This window comes from Streptomyces sp. NPDC058371, from assembly GCF_042723265.1.
Lineage (GTDB): Bacteria > Actinomycetota > Actinomycetes > Streptomycetales > Streptomycetaceae > Streptomyces.
In genome coordinates, this window is sequence record NZ_JBHXJC010000011.1 from 262,851 (window position 1) to 282,726 (window position 19,876).

13 protein-coding genes and 1 pseudogene are annotated in these 19,876 nt (G+C 73.0%); 10 read left to right on the forward strand and 4 right to left on the reverse strand.

All coding sequences use genetic code 11. The features are described from left to right. The first annotated feature begins 58 nt into the window (after window positions 1-58). Window positions 59-1,546, forward strand: a complete 1,488-nt coding sequence (locus ACFWM2_RS28630) for a cellulose binding domain-containing protein (protein ID WP_383285916.1) — start codon at window positions 59-61, stop codon at window positions 1,544-1,546. Between the two features lie 304 nt (window positions 1,547-1,850). Here the strand turns inward: ACFWM2_RS28630 and ACFWM2_RS28635 are convergent, their stop codons facing one another. After that, complete coding sequence (locus ACFWM2_RS28635; protein WP_383285918.1) at window positions 1,851-2,201, reverse strand: DoxX family protein; 351 nt, start codon at window positions 2,199-2,201, stop codon at window positions 1,851-1,853. A gap of 111 nt (window positions 2,202-2,312) precedes the next feature. Between ACFWM2_RS28635 and ACFWM2_RS28640 the strand changes: the two genes are divergently transcribed. From ACFWM2_RS28640 to ACFWM2_RS28655, 4 genes are all read left to right on the forward strand, one after another. After that, window positions 2,313-2,756: a MarR family winged helix-turn-helix transcriptional regulator gene (locus ACFWM2_RS28640; protein WP_383285920.1), complete on the forward strand. Its 444-nt coding sequence runs from the start codon at window positions 2,313-2,315 to the stop codon at window positions 2,754-2,756. Window positions 2,757-3,118: 362 nt separating this feature from the next. Further along, window positions 3,119-4,231: a ribosome small subunit-dependent GTPase A gene (rsgA, locus tag ACFWM2_RS28645; RefSeq protein WP_383285922.1), complete on the forward strand. Its 1,113-nt coding sequence runs from the start codon at window positions 3,119-3,121 to the stop codon at window positions 4,229-4,231. Between the two features lie 293 nt (window positions 4,232-4,524). Next, window positions 4,525-6,351, forward strand: coding sequence for a DNA-3-methyladenine glycosylase 2 family protein (locus tag ACFWM2_RS28650; protein ID WP_383286000.1), 1,827 nt, complete (start codon window positions 4,525-4,527; stop codon window positions 6,349-6,351). A gap of 2 nt (window positions 6,352-6,353) precedes the next feature. After that, window positions 6,354-6,866, forward strand: a complete 513-nt coding sequence (locus tag ACFWM2_RS28655; protein ID WP_383285924.1) for a methylated-DNA--[protein]-cysteine S-methyltransferase — start codon at window positions 6,354-6,356, stop codon at window positions 6,864-6,866. On the opposite strand, the gene ACFWM2_RS28660 is transcribed toward ACFWM2_RS28655, so the two are convergent. Continuing rightward, on the reverse strand, window positions 6,867-7,235 hold the full coding sequence (locus ACFWM2_RS28660) for a PPOX class F420-dependent oxidoreductase (RefSeq protein ID WP_383285926.1): 369 nt from the start codon (window positions 7,233-7,235) through the stop codon (window positions 6,867-6,869). It abuts the gene before it with no gap. 129 nt (window positions 7,236-7,364) lie between these two features. Between ACFWM2_RS28660 and ACFWM2_RS28665 the strand changes: the two genes are divergently transcribed. Beyond that, window positions 7,365-8,816 carry a GDSL-type esterase/lipase family protein gene (locus tag ACFWM2_RS28665; RefSeq protein WP_383285928.1) on the forward strand — a complete coding sequence of 484 codons (1,452 nt, stop codon included), beginning with the start codon at window positions 7,365-7,367 and terminating at the stop codon, window positions 8,814-8,816. 25 nt (window positions 8,817-8,841) lie between these two features. Here ACFWM2_RS28665 and ACFWM2_RS28670 read toward each other — a convergent pair whose 3' ends face one another. Next, window positions 8,842-9,324: a DUF456 domain-containing protein gene (locus ACFWM2_RS28670; RefSeq protein ID WP_383285930.1), complete on the reverse strand. Its 483-nt coding sequence runs from the start codon at window positions 9,322-9,324 to the stop codon at window positions 8,842-8,844. Window positions 9,325-9,360: 36 nt separating this feature from the next. Continuing rightward, window positions 9,361-10,350, reverse strand: coding sequence for a winged helix-turn-helix transcriptional regulator (locus tag ACFWM2_RS28675; protein WP_383285932.1), 990 nt, complete (start codon window positions 10,348-10,350; stop codon window positions 9,361-9,363). A 285-nt stretch (window positions 10,351-10,635) separates the two neighbouring features. Between ACFWM2_RS28675 and ACFWM2_RS28680 the strand changes: the two genes are divergently transcribed. The 4 genes and pseudogenes from ACFWM2_RS28680 to ACFWM2_RS28695 form a co-directional block, all read left to right on the forward strand. Further along, a complete protein-coding gene (locus ACFWM2_RS28680) occupies window positions 10,636-14,316 on the forward strand; it encodes a S8 family serine peptidase (RefSeq protein WP_383285934.1) in 3,681 nt (1,226 codons plus the stop codon). Window positions 14,317-15,587: 1,271 nt separating this feature from the next. Further along, window positions 15,588-16,952, forward strand: coding sequence for a protein phosphatase 2C domain-containing protein (locus tag ACFWM2_RS28685; protein ID WP_383285936.1), 1,365 nt, complete (start codon window positions 15,588-15,590; stop codon window positions 16,950-16,952). A 64-nt stretch (window positions 16,953-17,016) separates the two neighbouring features. Further along, on the forward strand, window positions 17,017-18,759 hold the full coding sequence (locus ACFWM2_RS28690) for a pyruvate dehydrogenase (RefSeq protein ID WP_383285938.1): 1,743 nt from the start codon (window positions 17,017-17,019) through the stop codon (window positions 18,757-18,759). A gap of 608 nt (window positions 18,760-19,367) precedes the next feature. After that, window positions 19,368-19,781 (forward strand): annotated as a pseudogene (locus tag ACFWM2_RS28695) (ATP-binding protein); the annotation flags it as partial. Between the last annotated feature and the right edge of the window lie 95 nt (window positions 19,782-19,876).

Sequence of the window (19,876 nt, forward strand, 5' to 3'; positions counted from 1 at the left end):
ACCGGCGCAGAGGGCGAGTTGACGTATCTTGTGGATGCACTTGACGCAGGAGCTCCCCATGCCCGACCTGCCGGCCCCTCAGGACGCCACCGAAGCGGCACTGTTCTCGGAGTGCTGGGACGCGGTCCTCTCGTACGCCGATCTCTGCACGTCCGGTTCGGGGGCCGCCACCCAGCTGGCCACCGAGGCGTTCACCCACGGCATCCGGGAGGCGCGCGCGGGCGAGGCCGTCGCCAAGAGCGGCGGCCTCCGGACGTTGCGGCTGCCCCGCGTTCCCCTGCTGCTGACTTCCGTGCGGACCACCGCCGCCGCCTGGGACGCACAGGGGCAGGGGCACCGGCTCGACCCCGATCTGCGGCTGTGGCTCAACTCCCCGAAGGCCGCCCGCTACACCGGACCGCCGCTTAACCGCCCGCTCGCCCTGCGCGGCCTCAGGGACATGCAGGAACCCGACGGCGCGCTGCTGTGGCTCGCCGAGGTGGAGGCGCTCCCGCTGCCCGCCGTGTCCCGCAGGCTCGGCCTCGACCCGGCGTCCGCCGCGGAGGAACTCGCCCAGGTACGGGCGCTGTTCCGGGGCCGCTGCCACCGCAACCACCTCGACACCCCGATGGACGCGCCCTGCCGCAGCTACGCACGGCTCCTCGACGCGGTCACGCGCTCGCCCGGCGCCGACACCCCCGACGACCTCTCGCGGCACCTGGCCCGCTGCGTGGAGTGCGCCGAGGCCGCTGCCTGTCTGCGGCTGCACGGCGGAGGGCTGCCTGCGGCGCTGGCCGGCGGAGTGCTGGGCTGGGGCGGTCTCGCGTATCTGGAGCGCCGGCGCCGTGCCGCCGAGTCGGGCCTGGCCGGCGGGCGTTCCGCCGTGGACGCGGACAGCGGCCTCGCCGAAGCCCGGGCGGCCGGACCCCGGATCGGCCTGGCCGGCATCCTGGGCGGGGCCCTCGTCGTCTCCGCGCTGGCGCTCGCGGTCTCACTGATGCCCTTCGACGGCTCCGGAAGCGGGGGCACGGTGGCGCGCGACGCGTCCGGGGAAGGCCGGCCGGTGGCCGACCCGGGGCCCTCCTTCCCCACGATGGGCCCTCTCCCGTCGAGCCCGACCGCCTCGCCCCGGCCGTCCGTCACCACCACCCGGTCCGCGACGAAACCCGACGCCGGGGCCCAGGACAAGTCCTCGGCCCCCGCCCGCAGGACCCAACGCCCGGCCGTCCCCGCCAAGAGCCCGGCCGCCGCCACCTGCCGGGTGACGTACAAGATCGCCAACCAGTGGCCGGACGGTTTCGAGGCCGCCGTCACCGTCACCTCCAGCAAGGCACTCGACACCTGGCGCGTCGGCTGGACCTACCGGGACGGCCAGCGGATCACCCAGATGTGGGACGCCGACTACGTCCAGCGCGGCTCCCGCGTCACCGCCACCGCCGCCGACTACAACAAGTCCGTCTCCGCGGGCGGCACCTTCGGCTTCGGATTCCTCGGCTCCTGGCACGACGGCAACTCGCCGGCCCGCGACTTCACGCTGAACGGGCGCAGCTGTACGACGGGTGGTTGAGCGGGGGAGAGCGGAGCTGAGCACGACGCGGACGCGGCCGGGGGTTCGCCGGGCGTGCGCGTGTTTCCTCACGACGGCAGTCGCCGTGTCACGCCGACGCAGCGCCCCCTGCTAACGGGAGGGTCACAGCAAACTCCCTATGGCTGTACGGGCCGCATGGCTGTACGGGCCGCGCCAGGGCGGCCCGGCTTTCAAGGGGTGAATCAGTCGGTCCGACGTGACGGTTGTCCGGCGTCACGGTTGGTCGTGAGCCGCGCCGTCGCAAGGGCGCGGATGGAGCCGACGGCATCCTCGGTTCGCCGGCTCAGGCCGAGATCGCCCCCAGGGTCAGCGCGGCGAGCGAGGCGACCAGCAGCACGGCCGCGTTGGGCAGACCCTTGAAGTCGCTTTTGCGCAGGTGGGCGCCGACCGCGCCGACGAAGTAGAGCACCAGCCCGATGGCGGCCGCGACGCCCAGCGGCCGGTACCAGACTCCGATCACCAGACCGGCCGCCCCGGCTATCTCGCATGCAGCCAGGAACGGGAACATTCCCAGCGGCACGCCGAGGCTGGTGAGGCCGTCGACAAGCTGTTGGGACCGGGCGAGCTTGGCGGCTCCCGAGACCAGCACGATCACGGCGACCAGAACTCCGACGATGTCGTAGGCGAGGGACATGTCCACTCCAGAAGATCAAGGCCGATTCACCATGGATGGTAGCCGATAGTGGAAGAGCTTCCACTATCGGGAGGGACCGATCATACACGGGCTGCTAGGATTGTCTCCGTGATGAACGAGCGTCCAGGGCTGGAGCTGGCTTTCGCAGGGCAGATGGCCGGCACGCGCATCCAGAAGGCGCTGCGTGCGCTCGGCCTCAAGAACAGCCATGCGCGCGTGCTGATGATGCTGGCCGACGAGGGAGCGACCGGGCAGCAGGCCCTCGTCCAGGCGCTTGAGGTGGATCCGAGCGTGCTGGTCGCGATGCTCAACGACCTGGAGACGGCGGGGTTGGCAGAGCGGCGCCGCGACCCGGCGGACCGCCGTCGGCACATCGTCGAGATTTCACCGCGCGGTACGCGGCTGGTCGCGGACGTCTACGCCGGCATCGCGTCCGTAGAGGCGGAACTGTTCACCGGCCTGGACGCGAGCGAGATCGCCACGCTGCACAGGCTGCTGGTCCGGATCAGGGCCACCGCCGGCGACCGCACCTGTGCCGGGGACGAGGAGTCCTGAGCGGCGCCGTGACCGTCGGCTACGACAGCAACGAAGAGCGGTTGCTGCTCGTGGCCGAGCTCAACGGCCAGGCGGGAGCAGATCAGCGCGTGAGGGCTCGGCTGTGCCCTGAGACTGCCCAAGCAGAAAAGGGTTGGCCTCCCTCCGGGGCCTATGGCTAGGATTTCTCTCGATCCGTTGGCGGCTGGTGGCCGCCATTGTTGGCTGAGTGCGTTCGGGAGGTGTGACCGATGGCTGTCGTTGAGATGGGCGCTGCCCGCATCCGGAAGTTCATCAAGTCCACTTCCGTGGCCTCCGGCTGACCTCTCTTCTCCCGTGCCAGTGAGCGCGGTGCCGGGGCCACCCTTGTGAAGGGTCACCCCTTGTCTTTCTCTTCTCTCCTCGGCTCGTCGTCCTCCACCTCGCATCCCCTCGCGCCGTACGGCTGGGACGGGGACTGGGAGGCCGAGTTCGTCACGTATGCCGAGCAGGGTCTTCTGCCCGGCCGCGTCGTACGGGTCGACCGCGGTCAGTGCGACGTGGTCACCGGCGACGGGGTGATGCGCGCGGACACCGCGTTCGTGACGCCGCACGATCCGCTGCGGGTCGTGTGCACCGGTGACTGGGTCGCCGTCGAACCCGCGGGCAACCCGCGCTATGTACGGACGTATCTGCCGCGCCGTACCGCCTTCGTACGTTCCACCTCCTCCAAGCGCTCCGAGGGGCAGATCCTCGCCGCGAACGTCGATCACGCGGTCGTCGCCATTTCGCTCGCCGTCGAACTCGACCTCGGCCGCATCGAACGCTTCCTGGCGCTGGCCTGGGAGTCGGGCGCGCAGCCCGTGGTCGTGCTGACCAAGGCCGACCTGGTGGTGGACCCGGTGACGCTCGGGCACCTCGTCCAGGACGTCGAGACCACGGCGCCGGGAGTGCCGGTACTGCCCGTCAGCGCGGCCGCCGGGGACGGCCTCGACACTCTGACGGCCGTCCTGTCGGGCGGTACGACGGTCCTGCTCGGGCAGTCCGGTGCCGGCAAGTCGACCCTCGCCAACGCACTGCTCGGCGAGGACGTCATGGACGTGCAGGCCACCCGCGACATGGACGGAAAGGGGCGGCACACCACGACGACCCGCAACCTGCTCGCCCTGCCCGGCGGGGGCGTGCTCATCGACACCCCGGGACTGCGGGGAGTCGGCCTCTGGGACGCCGAGAGCGGGGTCGGCCAGGTCTTCTCCGAGATCGAGGAACTCGCCGCCGACTGTCGCTTCCAGGACTGCGCGCACATCGCCGAGCCGGGATGCGCGGTCCTCGCCGCGGTCGAGTCCGGGATCCTTCCCGAGCGGCGCCTCGACAGCTATCGCAAGCTGCTGCGCGAGAACCAGCGGATCGTCGCCAAGACGGATGCGCGGGCACGGGCGGAGCTCCGCAAGGACTGGAAGCGGCGGGGGGCCGAGGGGAAGGCGGCGATGGAGGCGAAGCGGGGGCGTTGGCACTAGGCATCACCGGGGGCTTGCCGGGCCCGCGCCGATTTGCGGCGCCGCCCGGCAAGCCTCTCTCCGCTGCCCGCCCGCCTGCCCGGCTGCCCGGCTGCCCGGCTGCCCGCCTGCCCGGCTGCCCGGGCGAGCGGAGAGGCCGTGCGCCGTCCTCCCGCCGGTCGGGAACCTGTGAGCCTGTGGGGTCTGCGGGCCTGTGGGGTCTGCGTGTCGATCGTGCCGGTCGGGGCCCCAGGGCCGGCTCGCAGCAGGCGGGCCGCCCCGTCGGGAACGTCGTGTCCGATTCCCGCCAGCGGATGGTGCGGGGATGGCCGAGACTGGGGTGCGTGATCGATGAAGAGACCAGGTACGAGGCGGTGCGCAGTCGGGATGCCCGGTTCGACGGGGAGTTCTTCTTCGCCGTCGAGACGACCGGGATCTACTGTCGGCCCAGTTGCCCGGCGGTGACGCCGAAACGACAGAACGTCCGGTACTACCTCACGGCCGCCGCCGCCCAGGGCTCCGGCTTCCGGGCCTGCCGCCGCTGCCGTCCCGACGCGGTCCCGGGATCGGCCGAGTGGAACGTACGCGCCGACGTCGTCGGCCGCGCCATGCGCATGATCGGCGACGGCGTCGTCGACCGGGAGGGCGTCGCCGGACTCGCCGTACGCCTCGGGTACAGCGCCCGCCAGGTGCAGCGACAGCTCACCGCGGAGCTCGGCGCCGGGCCCGTCGCGCTGGCCCGCGCCCAGCGCGCCCACACCGCGCGGGTCCTCCTGCAAACCACGGGACTCCCGGTCACGGAGATCGCGTTCGCCGCCGGGTTCGCCAGTGTGCGGCAGTTCAACGACACGATCCGGGCGGTGTACGCGTCCACTCCCAGCGAGCTGCGCGCCGCGGCGCCCCGCCGCGGTTCCGGCGGCCGGCGCGCGGCCACCCCCTCCGCAGGGATCCCGCTGCGCCTCGCACACCGTGGCCCCTACCAGGCCGCCGCCGTGTTCGACCTCCTCGCCGGCGAGGCCGTCGCGGGGGTCGAGGAAGTGAGCGGCACCCGCGGACGCCGTACGTACCGGCGCACCCTCCGCCTCCCGTACGGCACCGGCATCGTTGCGGTCGACGAGCGTCCGGGCGGCCTGCGACGGCCGGCGACCGGCGAGGGTCCGGGCGGCCCACGAGGGCCGGCGACCGGGACAGCGGCCGGACCCTCCGGCGGCGGCTCGCACGGCGTCGCGGTCGACGAGCGCCCGGGTGGCCCGCGACGGCCGGTGACCGGGACACCGGCCGGGCTCACCACCGGCGGCCCGGACGGCGTCGCGGTCGACGAGCGTCCGGGTGGCCCGCGACGGTCGGCGACCGGGGCAGCGGCCGGACCCACCGGCGGCGGCTCGGGCGGCGCCCCCCTCGACACGGACGCGTCCGGGGTCACGGCGGACAGCCCGCTGCTCGTGACGGCGGCCAGCGTGCCGTTCGACGCGGAAGCGTCCGGAGTCGCGCCGGAGAGCGGACCGCTGGACGGAGGCGCCCCGCAGGTGCCGGCCCGCCCCGGTGGCTGGCTCGACGCCCGGCTGCACCTCACCGATCTGCGTGACCTCACCACCGCCGTACAGCGGCTGCGCCTGCTGTTCGACCTCGATGCCGACCCGTACGCCGTGGACGAGCGCCTCGGTGCCGATCCGCGGCTGGCTCCGCTGGTTGCCGCGCGTCCGGGGCTGCGTTCGCCCGGCACCGCCGATCCGGACGAGCTGGCGGTGCGCGCGCTCGTCGGACGGAGCGAGTCCGAGCGGCTCGTGCAGCGGTACGGGAAGGCCCTGGACGCCCCCTGCGGCACGCTCACGCATCTCTTCCCCGAGGCCGCCGTCCTGGCACAGGCGGAACCGGAAGGCACCCTCGGCGCGCTGACCGCCGCCCTCGCCGACGGCGTCCTGCGGCTCGACGCGGGCGCCGACCGGGACGACGCGCAGGAGGCGCTGCTGGCGCTGCCGGGAATGGACGCCCGGACCGTCGCCGTCATCCGCGCCCGCGCGCTCGGCGATCCGGACGCGGCGCCGGCCGGCGACGACGTCCCCGACACCTGGCGCCCCTGGCGCTCCTACGCCCTGCGGCACCTCGCGGCCGCATCCGAGCCGGAACGGGAAACCCACTGACCATGACCGACCACAGCCCCGCCCGCGTCACCTACTGCACGACCCTGGACAGCCCGGTCGGCCCGCTGCTCCTCACCGCCGACGACTCCGGCGCCCTGACCTCGCTGTCCGTCCCGGGCCAGAAGGGCGGCCGTACGCGTCTGCCGGAGTGGCGTGACGCACCGGACCTCTTCCGGGCGGCCGAAGAGCAGCTCGCCGCCTACTTCGCCGGTGAACTCAAGGATTTCCAGCTGGAGTTCAGCACCAAGGGGAGCGTATTCCGGGAGGAGGTCTGGGCCGCCCTCGACTCCGTGCCGTACGGGGAGACCACGACGTACGGCGCCATCGCCGCGAGCATCGGCGCCCCGCGTGCCGCCGTCCGTGCCGTCGGAGGCGCGATCGGCGCCAACCCGCTGCTGATCGTCCGCCCCTGCCATCGGGTGATCGGCGCGAGCGGCTCCCTGACCGGATACGCGGGCGGTCTCGAACGCAAGCAGCAACTCCTCGGCCTGGAGGGATACTTGACCGTCGGCTAGTCAGCCCTCCAGCCCCCAGCTGTGGATCCGTGCCGGGTGGATGCGGATCAGCTCCTCGCTGAAGTGCGGGCCCAACTCGTGCGGGCCGGTGAGCAGTTCGGCCTCCCCGCGGATGTCGATTCCGCGTACCTTCCACGGACTGAGGCTGACGATGTCGTCGACGACGAGGGCAACCTTCGGGTTCTTCTGGAGGTTGCGCCATTTCTTGGTGGTCCCCATCGCGTATCCGCCGATGAGGATCGTCCCGTCGTCCTGCGGGAAGAAGCCGACGGGGTTGGCCTGCGGCTGCCCGTGGGTGTCCACGGTGGCCAGCCGTCCCAGCCGCTGCGATGAGAGGTAGGTGCGCTCGGCCTCGCTGAATTCGGTCATGGCAGCAGCCAACACCTCCCGTACGCGGTCCGCATCGGGTCTTGGGCCCAGGGCCGAGGCAGGAGGGCGGTGCGGCCAAGAGGGTGAGGGTGCGTTGCGGTGGCCGGGGGCCAGGGAATCCATGGCCCCATGACCCGAGCGATCAAGGTCCGTCATCTCGTCGCCGCCCTGGTGACAGCCCTGGCGCTCGCTCCGCCGGCGGCCGGCGCGGACATGGACCCGGGGGCTCTCCCGGGCGCCGACGCCACCTCGGCCGCGGACGCGCTGTTTGCCGGTGGGCTCGCCGCGGACACGGACCCGGGGCCGCTCCCGGGCGCCGACGCCACCTCGGCCGCGGACGCGCTGCTTCCCGGAGGACTCGCCGCGGACGCCCTCGCTTCCGGTGCTCTCGTCGCCGACCCCTTCTCCGCCGCCGACCCGGGTGGCGCTCCCTTCGTCGCCGGTGCCGCGGCCCCCGGCGGCCCGGACTGGACCGGGACCTGGGAAGCCGCCGCCTCCGGAACCGTCCCCGCGCCGCCGGGCGCCTCCCTCCGCAACGTCGTGCACACGAGCGTCGGCGGCAACGCCCTCCGGGTCCGGATCTCCAACCGGCTGGGCACCGTGCCGCTCCAACTCAGCTCCCTCACCGTCGCGTTGCAGAAGCAGGACGCGCCCGCGAGCCCGAACGCCGTCGCCGGCTCGCTGCGCACCGCCACCTTCGACGGCGCCCCCTCCGTCCGTATCCCGGCCGGGAAGGACCTGGTCACCGATCCCGTCCGGCTCACCGTGCCCGCCGGCGCCAACCTGCTGATCTCGGTGCACACACCTCCCGACTCGGGCCCGGCGACGTACCATCGCTCGGCTCTGCAGACCAACTTCCTTGCCCGGCAAGGCGATCACACGCGTGATGTGGACGGCGCCGCGTACACCGCCACTGTCGGCAACTGGTACTACGTGACCGGCGTCGACGTGCTGGGCGCGCCCGCCGCGGGCAGCGTCGTCGCCCTCGGTGACTCCCTGACCGACGGCTCGGGTTCGACGTTCGGTGCCAACCGGCGCTGGCCCGACCGGCTCGCCGAACGGCTGCGCGACGAGCCGCAGCGCCGCCGTCTCGGCGTCCTCAACGCGGGCATCGCCGGCAACCGGGTGCTGCGCGACGGGGTCGGGCCCAGCGCCCTGTCCCGCCTCGACGCCGACGTCCTCTCCCGCACCGGCGTGCGCGCGGTGATCGTCATGGAAGGCATCAACGACATCAAGGGAACGCCGGAGCAGACGGACCCCGCGGCGTTCGAGGACGCGTTCCGCCGCATCGTGAGCCGCGCCCACGCCCGCGGTGTCCGGGTCATCGGCGCCACGATCACCCCGTACGGCGGTCACGTCGCGTACACGGAGACCCGCGAGGCCGTACGCCTCGCGGTCAACGCCCTCATCCGCACCGGCGGTCTCTTCGACGAGGTCGTGGACTTCGACGCCGTCGTCCGTGATCCCGCCCGGCCGCACCGCATCCTCCCGGCGTACGACCCCGGCGACCATCTGCACTTCAATGACGCGGGCATGCGGGCGCTGGCCGACGCGGTCGACCCCGCCTCCCTCGTGCCGTGAGGAATCGAGGCGATGGAACCGCCGCCTAGCCCCAGATCACCGCACCCAGCCAAGCCCCCATGATCAGCAGGCAGGCGAAGAACTCCGTCAGCACGCTCCATCCGCCCGACCGCATCGCCGTCCGCAGGGCCGTCACGGCCTCGCCGTGCCGCCCGAGGCGCAGCCGCTCCGAGAGATAGATGCCGGCCATGAAACCGGGCAGCGCGCCGAGCACCGGGATCACCAGGAAACCGAGCACCGCGCCGACCCCGGCGTACACCCCCATTCGCGGGGTGGCGCCGCTCTCGCGCAGCCGCCGGGCGGGCAGTCCCCAGCGGATCGCCTGGGACAGCAGAAGGACCACGGTCGCCCCCACGAGCACCTCCCAGGAGAGGGGCCGCGGGTCTTCCAGGGCCCACCAAAGGACCGCGGCCCACACGAGCCACGACCCCGGCACGCCGGGCACCAGTACTCCCAGCAGGCCGAGCAGTATCACCACGCCGACCAGCAGGAGTGGCCACACTCCCATCTGCCCAGCCTGCCGGACAACGGGCGAAACCGCAGGTCAGTCCAGCCGCTCCCGGGCCACCCAGGCCCGCTCGTACGCGTGCCAGCCCAGCTGCAGCCGGGTCGTCACGCCGGTCAGCTCCATCAGCCGCTTCACCCGGCGCTGCACGGTCCGCAGCCCCAGATCGAGCTGCTTGGCGACGCTCGCGTCGGTCAGACCGGCGAGCAGCAGGGAGAGGATCTCCAGGTCGGTGCCGTCCGGGCCGTCCGGCTCCTGTTCCGCCACGCCCCGGCTGCCGAGCCGCAGTGGCAGTGCCTCCCGCCAGACCGACTCGAAGAGCCCCGACAGCAGCTCCAGGAGCCCACTGGCGTGCACCACCAGCGCGGCCGGCTCCGCGGTGCGCGAGGTGAGCGGCACCATCGCGAGCGTCCGGTCGGCGATCACCAGCTTCGTCGGCACCGTGTCCACGACCCGCACCCGCTCGTCCCGGCCGAGCGCGGCGGTCAGCTCGGTGATCCCGGTGGGCTGGTCGAGGACGGCCCGCTCGACGACCACCCGGTAGCGCACACCCCGGTCGGCGGCCTGCTCCTCGGCGTCGTTGTCCATCCCGGAGACCACGACCGGATTTCCGGTGACCAGCGCGCACACCTCCTCGCTCGCGCCGAGCTGGAGCTGGAGGAAGCGCTGCGAGACCGCGGCCGCGCCGATCACCACCTCGACCAGGTCGTGCACGGCGGGCTCGACGGCCTGCGCGCGGTACTCCTCGGCGAGCAGCGCCGCCGCCAGCTCCGCCTTCTCCAGCTCGTGCCGCTGCTGGGTGAGCAGCGCGCCCAGGGCGACCCCGGGCGGCGCCGCGACCCAGCGGCCGGGCCGCGCCGACGACTGGGCCGCCAGACCGTGGTGCTCCAGCCGGCGCAGCGCGCGCTCCGTGTCGTACTCGCCGAGCGTGAGCCGCCGTGCGAGATCGGGCACGTCGGCGGCGCCCACGGACACCAGCGCCCGGTACGCCGACTCGTGCGTGTCGTCCAGTCCAATCGCTCCCAGCATGCGGCGATGTCCCTCCCCGAGGATCTGTTCCGGACCGGCCGTGGCGGAAACCGGCCACGGCGCAAACCCGCCTGGGCACATCATCGCCGTACCACCCGCATCTCTGCCAAGGTGACGCCACCGCAGCACCAAGTGCCGCCCCTAATGCCCGGCTTGGGGTGACTTGGCCTGCGCGAATACGAGCCGGACGGGCTCGTGGGGGCAGCGCCGGCCGGTCCGGGTGGACGCGGGCGGACGATCTTGGGGAGTGGAATCTTGGCCAGTGGGGCGTGGGGGAGAGCGGCCGTGCGTACGGCGCCGGTGGTGGCGATCGCCGCCGTCCTGGCCGTCACGACAGCCGTGCCCGCGGGGGCCGCACGCGACCGGGAACGGCCGCTGACGGGCAGCGCGGGCACGGCTTCGGGCTCCGTCGTCACCCTCGTCACCGGCGACCGCGTCCTGGTCACGAAGGACGGGGCCACCGCCCTGCCCGGTGCGGACGGCACCACCCCGTCCACCCAGACCCGCCAGTCCGGCAAGGACCTGTACGTCTACCCCGACAGCGCCGTCGCCGCGATCGCCGCCGGCCGCGTCGACGAGGAACTGTTCAACGTCACCGGCCTGGTCCGGCAGGGCTACGACGACGCGCACACCGCGACACTGCCGCTCATCGCCACGTACGACCGGTCCGTCGCCCGGAGCGTCCCGGCCACCCCGCGCGGCGCCCGGCGCGGCCTCGTGCTCGACCCGGTCGACGGGGTCGCGCTCAAGGCCGACAAGAAGAAGGCCGCCGAGTTCTGGACCGACGTCACCGGCACCCGCAGCCGGGCGGCCGGTGTCCTCAAGAAGCTGTGGCTGGACGAGAAGGTGCAGGCCACGCTCGACCGCTCGACCAAGCAGGTGCACGCCCCCGAGGCGTGGGCCGCGGGCTTCGACGGCAAGGGCACCAAGGTCGCCGTCCTGGACACGGGAGTCGACGCCGACCACCCCGACCTCGAGGGCCGGATCGCCGCGTCCGAGAACTTCACCGACTCGGAGGACGCGAGCGACCACCAGGGCCACGGCACCCACACCACGTCCACGGTCGGCGGCACGGGTGCGGCGAGCGACGGCAGGAAGAAGGGTGTCGCCCCCGGCGCCGCCCTCCTGAACGGCAAGGTCCTCAACGACTCCGGTTCCGGGGCCACTTCATGGATCATCGCCGGGATGCAGTGGGCGGTCGACGAGGGCGCCGACGTCGTCTCGATGAGCCTCGGCAACCCCGAGCGGACCGACTGCACCGACCCGATGAGCGAGGCGACGGAAGAGCTCGCCCGGTCCGGCAAGAACACCCTCTTCGTCATCGCGGCCGGCAACACGGGCCCGACCCTCAACTCCGTGTCCTCGCCGGGCTGCGCGCCCAGTGTCCTCACCGTCGGCGCCGTCGACCGCGACGACACCACCGCGTCCTTCTCCAGCCGCGGCCCGGCGTACGGCTCGCACACCCTCAAGCCGGAGATCACCGCGCCCGGTGTGGACATCTCGGCCGCCAACGCGGGCGGCCGCGGCGTCTACGCGTACCAGTCCATGAGCGGTACGTCGATGGCGACCCCGCATGTCGCGGGCGCCGCGGCGATCGTGAAGCAGCGCCACCCCGACTGGAACGCCCAGCAGATCAAGGCCGCGCTCGTCTCCGCCGCCGACGCGGACCTTCCCGGCGACGTACGCGAGACGGGCGGCGGACGCCTCGACGTGAAAGCCGCCGTCGACCAGACCGTGCTCGGGACGCCCGCCGTGCAGGGCGGCACCTTCAACTGGCCGCAGGACAGCAGCGACCGTACGACGGTGGACGTGCCCTACACGAACACCGCTGACCATGCAGTGCAGTTGAAGCTCTCGCTCGGCGCGGTCACCGGCAACGACGGCTCGGCCGTACGCTCCTCGATCGCGCGCCTCGGCGCACGCTCGGTCACCGTCCCGGCGGGCGCCACCGTCAAGGTGCCTCTCGTGCTGAGCCCGAACGCCTCGCTCGCCCGCGCCCAGTACGGCGACATCACCGGCCGGGTCCTTGCCACGGCCGGCGGCGTCTCCGTCTCGACGCCGTTCTCCCTCTACGTCCAGCCGGAGACCGTCACCCTCCGCGTCAAGCTCGTCGACCGGCTCGGCAAGCCCGCCGACGGAGCGTCCTCCGTGGACCTCGTCGGGACGGACGACGCGAGCGGCGAACGCCGGTTCAACGAGGGCGCCACCGACCAGACGTACCGGGTCCGGCCCGGCAGCTACTTCCTCTCCAGCTTCATCGCCACGCCCGAGACCCGGGGCACGCTGGTCAACTCCCTTTCCTACCTGGCTCATCCGCAACTCGACCTGCGCAAGGACACGACCGTCGTCCTGGACGCCCGCACGGCACACCGGCTGACCGTCCGGACGGACAGGGCGTCCGAACTCCGGGGCGCCACCCTCGGGTTCGCCCGCTCCTGGGGCTCCTGGCTGCACGCGGGAACGGCCGCGGGCGGGCGTGCGCTGCGCGGCTACTACGCCTCCGTCACCGGCCGGGCGAGCACCGGCACCTTCGAGTTCGACAGCTTCTGGCGGGCGGCGGCCCCGCAGATCTCCGAACTCGCGGTCGTGGGCGGGCCCGTGCTGCACCCCGTGACCGCTTCGACCGGGTCCGCCAACCTCGACGGCACCGGGCGGGCCCGGCTCGTCGACGCCAAGTCGGGTACGCCGGCGGACCTCGCCGGCGCGAGGGGGAAGATCGCCCTCGTCGAGATCCCGGCCGGCGGCAGCGCGGCGACCGTCGCCGCCGACGCGAAGGCGGCCGGTGCGGTCGCGGTCCTCGCCCACCGCGCGGCACCCGGCCGCTGGTATCCGTCCACCGGCTTCACGGGCGGACCCCTGCCCGTCCTGGCCGTCCCGGCGGAGGAGGCCGCCGCGTTGCTCGCCGCCGGTGCTGTGACCCTGCGCTGGAAGGCCACCGCGAAGAGCCCGTACGTCTACAACCTGGCCTTCCCGGAGACGGGACCGCTCCACGACGCCCGTACGTACCGGGTGCGCGACCGCGAGCTGGCGGCCACCCGGGCGACGTACCGGGCGATGGGCACGGCCACCGACTATGTCGACCTGCCCTCCGTCACCCGCCCGAGCGGACTCACGGGATACTTCGGCGACTTGGAGACCGTGCCCGCGCCCTTCGCGCGGACCGAGTACTACTCGGCGGGCAGCACCGGCTGGGGGCACGAGGTGTCCAGCAGCTTCCCGTGGGGCGAGTTCATGATCGACCCCGTGCGGACGTACGACAGGGGTGAGCGGCGGACGGAGGAGTGGTACGGGGGAGTGCTCGCTCCGGCGACTCCGCTGGACGCCTCCGGGCAGCAGGCGCTCGCCGCCGAACGGCAGGGAAACCTGATCGGTGTCGCCCCCGGCTTCTGGGGTGACACCCAACACCACGGAGTTCCCGGGAGTTTCGGCGACATCGGCTCCATGCTGCTCAGACGCGACGGTGAGACGATCGGCGACAGCCCTTATCCCTTCGGGGTGTTCGAGGTGCCGGCCGACGACTCCTCGTACGAACTCAGCCTCGCGACCGCCAAGATCGGCTCGCGGGTCTGGAACCGGTCCCCGCAGACGGTCACCACCTGGAGTTTCCGCTCCCACCTCGACGAGCACGTCTCCTCGCAGGGCATCCCGCTGCTCTTTCCGCGCTACGGGCTGCCGGAGGACGGCTTCAAGACGCTGCCGGCCAAGGACGGACAGCGGATCTCACTGACCGCGACGGGCCACGCCGGGTACCGTCCCGGCGCGCTCACCTCGGTGAAGCTGTCGTACTCGTACGACGGTGGCAAGACCTGGACCGATGCGAAGACCGGCCGCCGGAACGGTGGATGGACGGCGACCGTGCATCACAGCGGAGCCTCAGGGAACCAGGTGACACTCAGGGTCGATATGACCGACGACCGGGGCAACTCGGTCACCCAGACCGTGACCCGGGCCTACGACGTGCGCTAGGCCCAGGTCACTCCGGCGCCGCCGGGCGGTTCTCCCGTGGGGGGTGGGACCGCCCGGCGGTTTCTTCGTATTCGTGTTCGACGTTTCGTCCGACACGCCGTTCGACCGCCAGTCTCCTGGCCGGTTTTTCCGGATGCCCCGTTTTCATCCGGCTCCCACGGTGGACAATTACGGGCATGAGCCAGCAGGGGGACAGGCCCACCGGTCACGAGGACGACTGGTGGGGTCAGTTGTACGACGACTCCACCGGGGACACGGGGCCTGCGGCCGCGGCTGATTCCCTCGACGACCGGTTCGCGTCGGCCGCCGACGCGGTGCGGCGGGGCCCCGCGGGGTCCCGGCCGGGGGAGGCGCCGGCGGTCCCGGAGCAGCGGAGCGGTGGGTCTTGGCACCGCCCGCCCGGCCTACCGGCCGATCTCCAGGCCGATCCACCGCCCGGCCCACCGCCCGGCCCATCGGCCGACCAGCCGGCCGGGCCACGCGGCGCCGCATCCGCCGCACCGGGACACTCCGGGCCGCCCCGCCCCGGCACCCCCGGGCCGACGCCCGACGTGCCGCGGGGCTGGGCCTCTCCGGATCCGTACGACGGCGCCGCGCAGGCTGACGGTCCCGGGCGGGGTGATTCCTCCGGGCAGGGTCCGGAATCGGCGGGGTGGGATGCGGGTTCTGAGTCGGGTGCGGGGTCGGCTTGGCGGGGAGACGGTCCCGGGCGGGGTGATTCCTCCGGGCAGGATCCGGAATCGGCGGGGTGGGATGCGGGTTCTGAGTCGGGTGCGGGGTCGGCTTGGCGGGGAGACGGTCTCGGGCGGGGCGGTGCGCCGGCGTGGTGGGACGACGGCCCCCGACGGGGTGCGGATTCCGCGCGGCGGGATGCGGTCCCCGGGTCTGACCCGGCCCCGGAACCGATGCGTTGGGACGACGGGCCGGGACGGGGCGCGGGAGCCGCACGCGGCGACGACGGCTCCGGCGAAGCCGGGCGTGACGACGACGCCGGGCGGGGGCCGGAGCCGGTGCGGCGCAATACGGGTCCTGAGGCTGCTCCAAACACGGCGCGGCGGGATCTCGGCCCTGGAGAGGGACCGGAAGTGGGGCGGGATATCGGTCCTGCACAGAGGCCGGAAGCGGCGTGGGATCCCGGTCCGGCACAGGGGGCGGAGGGTGCGTGGGATCCCGGTCCTGCGCAGGGCGGGGAAGGTGCTCGGGATCTCCCTCCTGGGCAAGGGACGGAAGCGGCGGGGCGGGACAGTGGCTCCGGATCGCGTCCTGGGCCGGTGCGTCGCCGGGGGCTGGGGCGGCGGGTCGCGCCGTGGGAGCCGCCGTCCGCCGAGCCGTCGGCGCCCGTGAGTTTTCCGCCTGGGTCCAAGCCGCCCGGCTTCCGTCCGGAGTCGGACGCCGCGCCTCCGGACGGACCCGGCACACGCGGTGACGTGACCGGCCGGAGCGGGACCGACGCCCCGGAGGACGCCGTACCCCCGGCTCCCGTCGCCTCGCCGGTGACCACGGACCTCAACCCGGCCCCCCAGTCGCCGACCACTGAGCTCAACCCCCCGGCCCAGCCCCCGTCCCCCCACCTCGACCCCCCGGCCCAGCCGGCTCCCGTACCCCCCGACCCCCCGGTGCCCCCGGCCTATCCGCCCGCCGCCCCCGGGCCGGTGGTCGCGGTGTCCTCCGTGTATGTCGATTACGTCGGCTCCGGGCCGCCCACCTATGACGCGGAGCCGACCGCGCTGCCGGTGGCGGATCCTGACGGGCTGGACGAGCTGGTGGCGGACGCGGTGCTGGACGGGGCGCGGTACGGGGCGTGTACGGTGCGGGCCGTTTCCGTACGGGGGGACTCCGCTCGGTACCGGGGGGAGCCCCGCCGGGACTCCCTGCTGACCGCCCGCTTCGGGACGGGGGACCAGGCCCTGGTGCTGGTCGCCATGGCGACCGGCGCGCGGGCCACCCCGGGCGCGCACCGGGCGGCCGCCGAGGCCTGCCGGTGGATCGGACGGGCCGTGGGACGCAGCCACGCCCGGCTGGCCGAGGACATCAGGGCCGGCCGCCGCGGCGACCTGAAGTCGGGACTGCACCGGCTCACCGACCGCAGCCTCGGCAAGCTGCGGGCCAGCGCGGCCGAACAGGGCGTCGGACCGGAGGAGTACACGGCCGGCCTGCGGTGCCTCCTGCTGCCGGCCGACCCGGAGTGCCGTACGCGGGTCTTCTTCGGCGTCGGAGCCGGCGGCCTGTTCCGGCTGCGGGACGGCGAGTGGCAGGACATCGAGCCGCAGGTCGCGGACACCACCGGCGAGGCCGTCGTCGGCTTCGGATCGCTGCCCCACGAGACCCCCGAGGGCGACCGGCTCACCATGGACCTGGGGATCGCGACGCCGCCGAGCCCGTACGAACCGGCTCCCGCGCCGCCCCGCGCCCCTTTCCGGTTCCGCGTGTCCGTCGCCCGGCCGGGTGACACGCTGCTGCTCTGCACCGGCGGCCTGGCGGAACCCCTGCGCGGTGAACCCGAGCTGGCCCGGCATCTGACGGCCCGCTGGTCGGCCGCCGAAGCCCCCGGACTCGCGGCCTTCTTCGCGGACAGTCAGGTCAGGGTCAAGGGCTACGCCGACGACAGGACAGCCGCGGCGGTTTGGGAGGCGTAACACCCGGCGTTGTGAATTCATGGAACCCGAAGGGATCTCCGGAGACCGAAGGGCACGTGAAGTCATGGCCAAGCAGAACGTCGCCGAGCAGTTCGTCGACATCCTCGCCCGCGCGGGCGTCAAGCGCATGTACGGGGTCGTCGGCGACAGCCTCAACCCCGTCGTGGACGCCATCCGGCGCAACTCGGCCATCGACTGGGTCCACGTCCGGCACGAGGAGACCGCCGCCTTCGCCGCGGGCGCGGAAGCGCAGATCACCGGAGAGCTGGCGGCCTGCGCCGGCTCCTGCGGTCCCGGCAACCTGCACCTCATCAACGGCCTGTACGACGCCCACCGCTCCATGGCCCCCGTGCTCGCCCTCGCCTCCCACATCCCCTCCAGCGAGATCGGGCTCGGGTTCTTCCAGGAGACCCACCCCGACCAGCTCTTCCGCGAGTGCAGCCACTACAGCGAGATGATCTCCAGCCCCCAGCAGATGCCCCGGCTGCTCCAGACGGCGATCCAGCACGCCATCGGGCAGAGCGGCGTGAGTGTCGTGACGCTGCCCGGCGACATCGCGGACCAGCCCGCGCCGGAGAAGGCCGTCGAGACCGCACTCGTCACCTCCCGGCCCAGCGTCCGCCCCGGCGACGCGGAGATCGACAAGCTCGTCGCGCTGATCGACGAGGCCGACCGGGTCACCCTGTTCTGCGGCAGCGGCACGGCGGGCGCGCACGCCGAGGTGATGGAGTTCGCCGAGAAGATCAAGTCCCCGGTCGGACACGCGCTGCGGGGCAAGGAGTGGATCCAGTACGACAACCCGTACGACGTCGGCATGAGCGGTCTGCTCGGCTACGGCGCGGCCTACGAGGCCACCCATGAGTGCGATCTGCTCATCCTGCTGGGCACCGACTTCCCGTACAACGCCTTCCTCCCCACCGATGTGAAGATCGCCCAGGTCGACGTCCGGCCCGAGCGCCTGGGCCGTCGCTCCAAGCTCGACCTGGCCGTGTGGGGCGATGTGCGCGAGACCCTGCGGTGTCTGACCCCGCGGGTGAAGACCATGAACAACCGGCGCTTCCTCGACAAGATGCTGAAGAAACACGCGGACGCGCTGGAAGGCGTGGTCAAGGCGTACACCCGGAAGGTCGAGAAGCACGTCCCGATCCATCCCGAGTACGTGGCCGCGGCCGTCGACGAACTCGCCGCCGAGGACGCGGTGTTCACCGTGGACACCGGCATGTGCAACGTCTGGGCGGCCCGCTACATCTCACCCAACGGCCGTCGCCGGGTGATCGGTTCGTTCTCCCACGGGTCGATGGCCAATGCCCTGCCGATGGCCATCGGCGCCCAGTTCACCGACCGCAACCGCCAGGTCGTCTCGATGTCCGGCGACGGCGGATTCAGCATGCTGATGGGCGACTTCCTCACCCTCGTCCAGTACGACCTGCCGGTGAAGGTCGTCCTCTTCAACAACTCCTCGCTGGGCATGGTGGAGCTGGAGATGATGGTCGCCGGCCTGCCCTCGTACGGCACGGCGAACAAGAACCCCGACTTCGCCGCCGTCGCCCGCGCCTGCGGGGCCTACGGCGTCCGGGTCGAGAAGCCCAAGCAGCTCGCCGGTGCGCTCAAGGACGCCTTCAAGCACAAGGGGCCGGCCCTGGTCGACATCGTCACCGACCCCAACGCCCTCTCCATCCCGCCGAAGATCAGCGCCGAGATGGTCACCGGCTTCGCCCTCTCCGCCTCGAAGATCGTCCTGGACGGCGGTGTCGGCCGCATGCTCCAGATGGCGCGCTCCAACCTGCGCAACGTGCCGCGGCCGTAAGGCGGTTGACCGTCCCACCACCCGCGTCGCCGGCCCGCGTCGGGTGTGTACGGAAGCTCCGGCACCGCCCGGGACGTCGAGCCCCAGGAGACACTCGTCCTTCTCTCGTACGGCCGGATCGTCAGTCGCGTCTCCGTAGATGGATCGACTGTCCGCGGTCACTGCGTCACCACCGGTGTAGCCCCGGGGCCGTGCGGGGTCGCCGGGCCGGCCCCCGCGGACCAGCGGCAGATGCACCGGCTCGTCCGGTCCGCACCGTCCGGGGCGGGCCGGGTCCGCCCGGTCCGTGCGCCGTGACCCGCGCACGAAAGGCCTCCGCGCGCGCTCCGGACACCCCTCCACCAGCGCTCGTACGCCGTGCGCGGCGGCGCATCCGGATTCCACCGGCTCAACCGGGAATCGAGCCGGTCGGTGCGGCCGCACATTCCCGTGCGCGTACAACCGGTGGTTGACGATTCAGCATGACTGTCGCCTTCCGGAGGGGGGCATGGTTCCTCGTGAAGGTGTTCGAGCAGGAAGGGAAACCGACATCAGTGCGGGCGGGGGCCATGAAGAGGCAGGCACGAAGGGGCGGTCCGGTGGCAATGGGGGCGTCCTCGGCGAAAGCGATGGAGGACACGGTCGAGAGCGCGACGGAGCAACCGGGTGCGGCGCACTTGCGGCGCCGGCTCGGGCGGGGGGACCTGCGGGCGGTGCCCGATGCCCGCAGAGCGCTGCGCGAACTCCTACGGCACTGGGGGAGGCCGGGACGATCCGAGGTGGCCGAGCTGCTGACCAGCGAGCTCGTCACCAACGCGCTGATACACACCGACCACGACGCGGTGCTGACGGCCACCGTCTCACCGCGCGGACTGCACGTGGAGGTCCGTGACTTCGTGGGACACCGGCCTCGGCTTCGGGTACCGCACGCCGACGACGGTACGCACGGCAGAGGCCTCGTCCTGGTGCAGTCCCTCGCGGACACGTGGGGCGTACGGGCACACGGGGTGGGCAAGACGGTGTGGTTCGAACTGGACGGCGGGGGGGGGGGGGGGGACCCCCCCCCCCCCCCCTGGCGCGTCCCCTCTCCCCCCCCCACCCCCCCCCCACCCCCAAACCCCCCCCCTCCCCCCCCCCC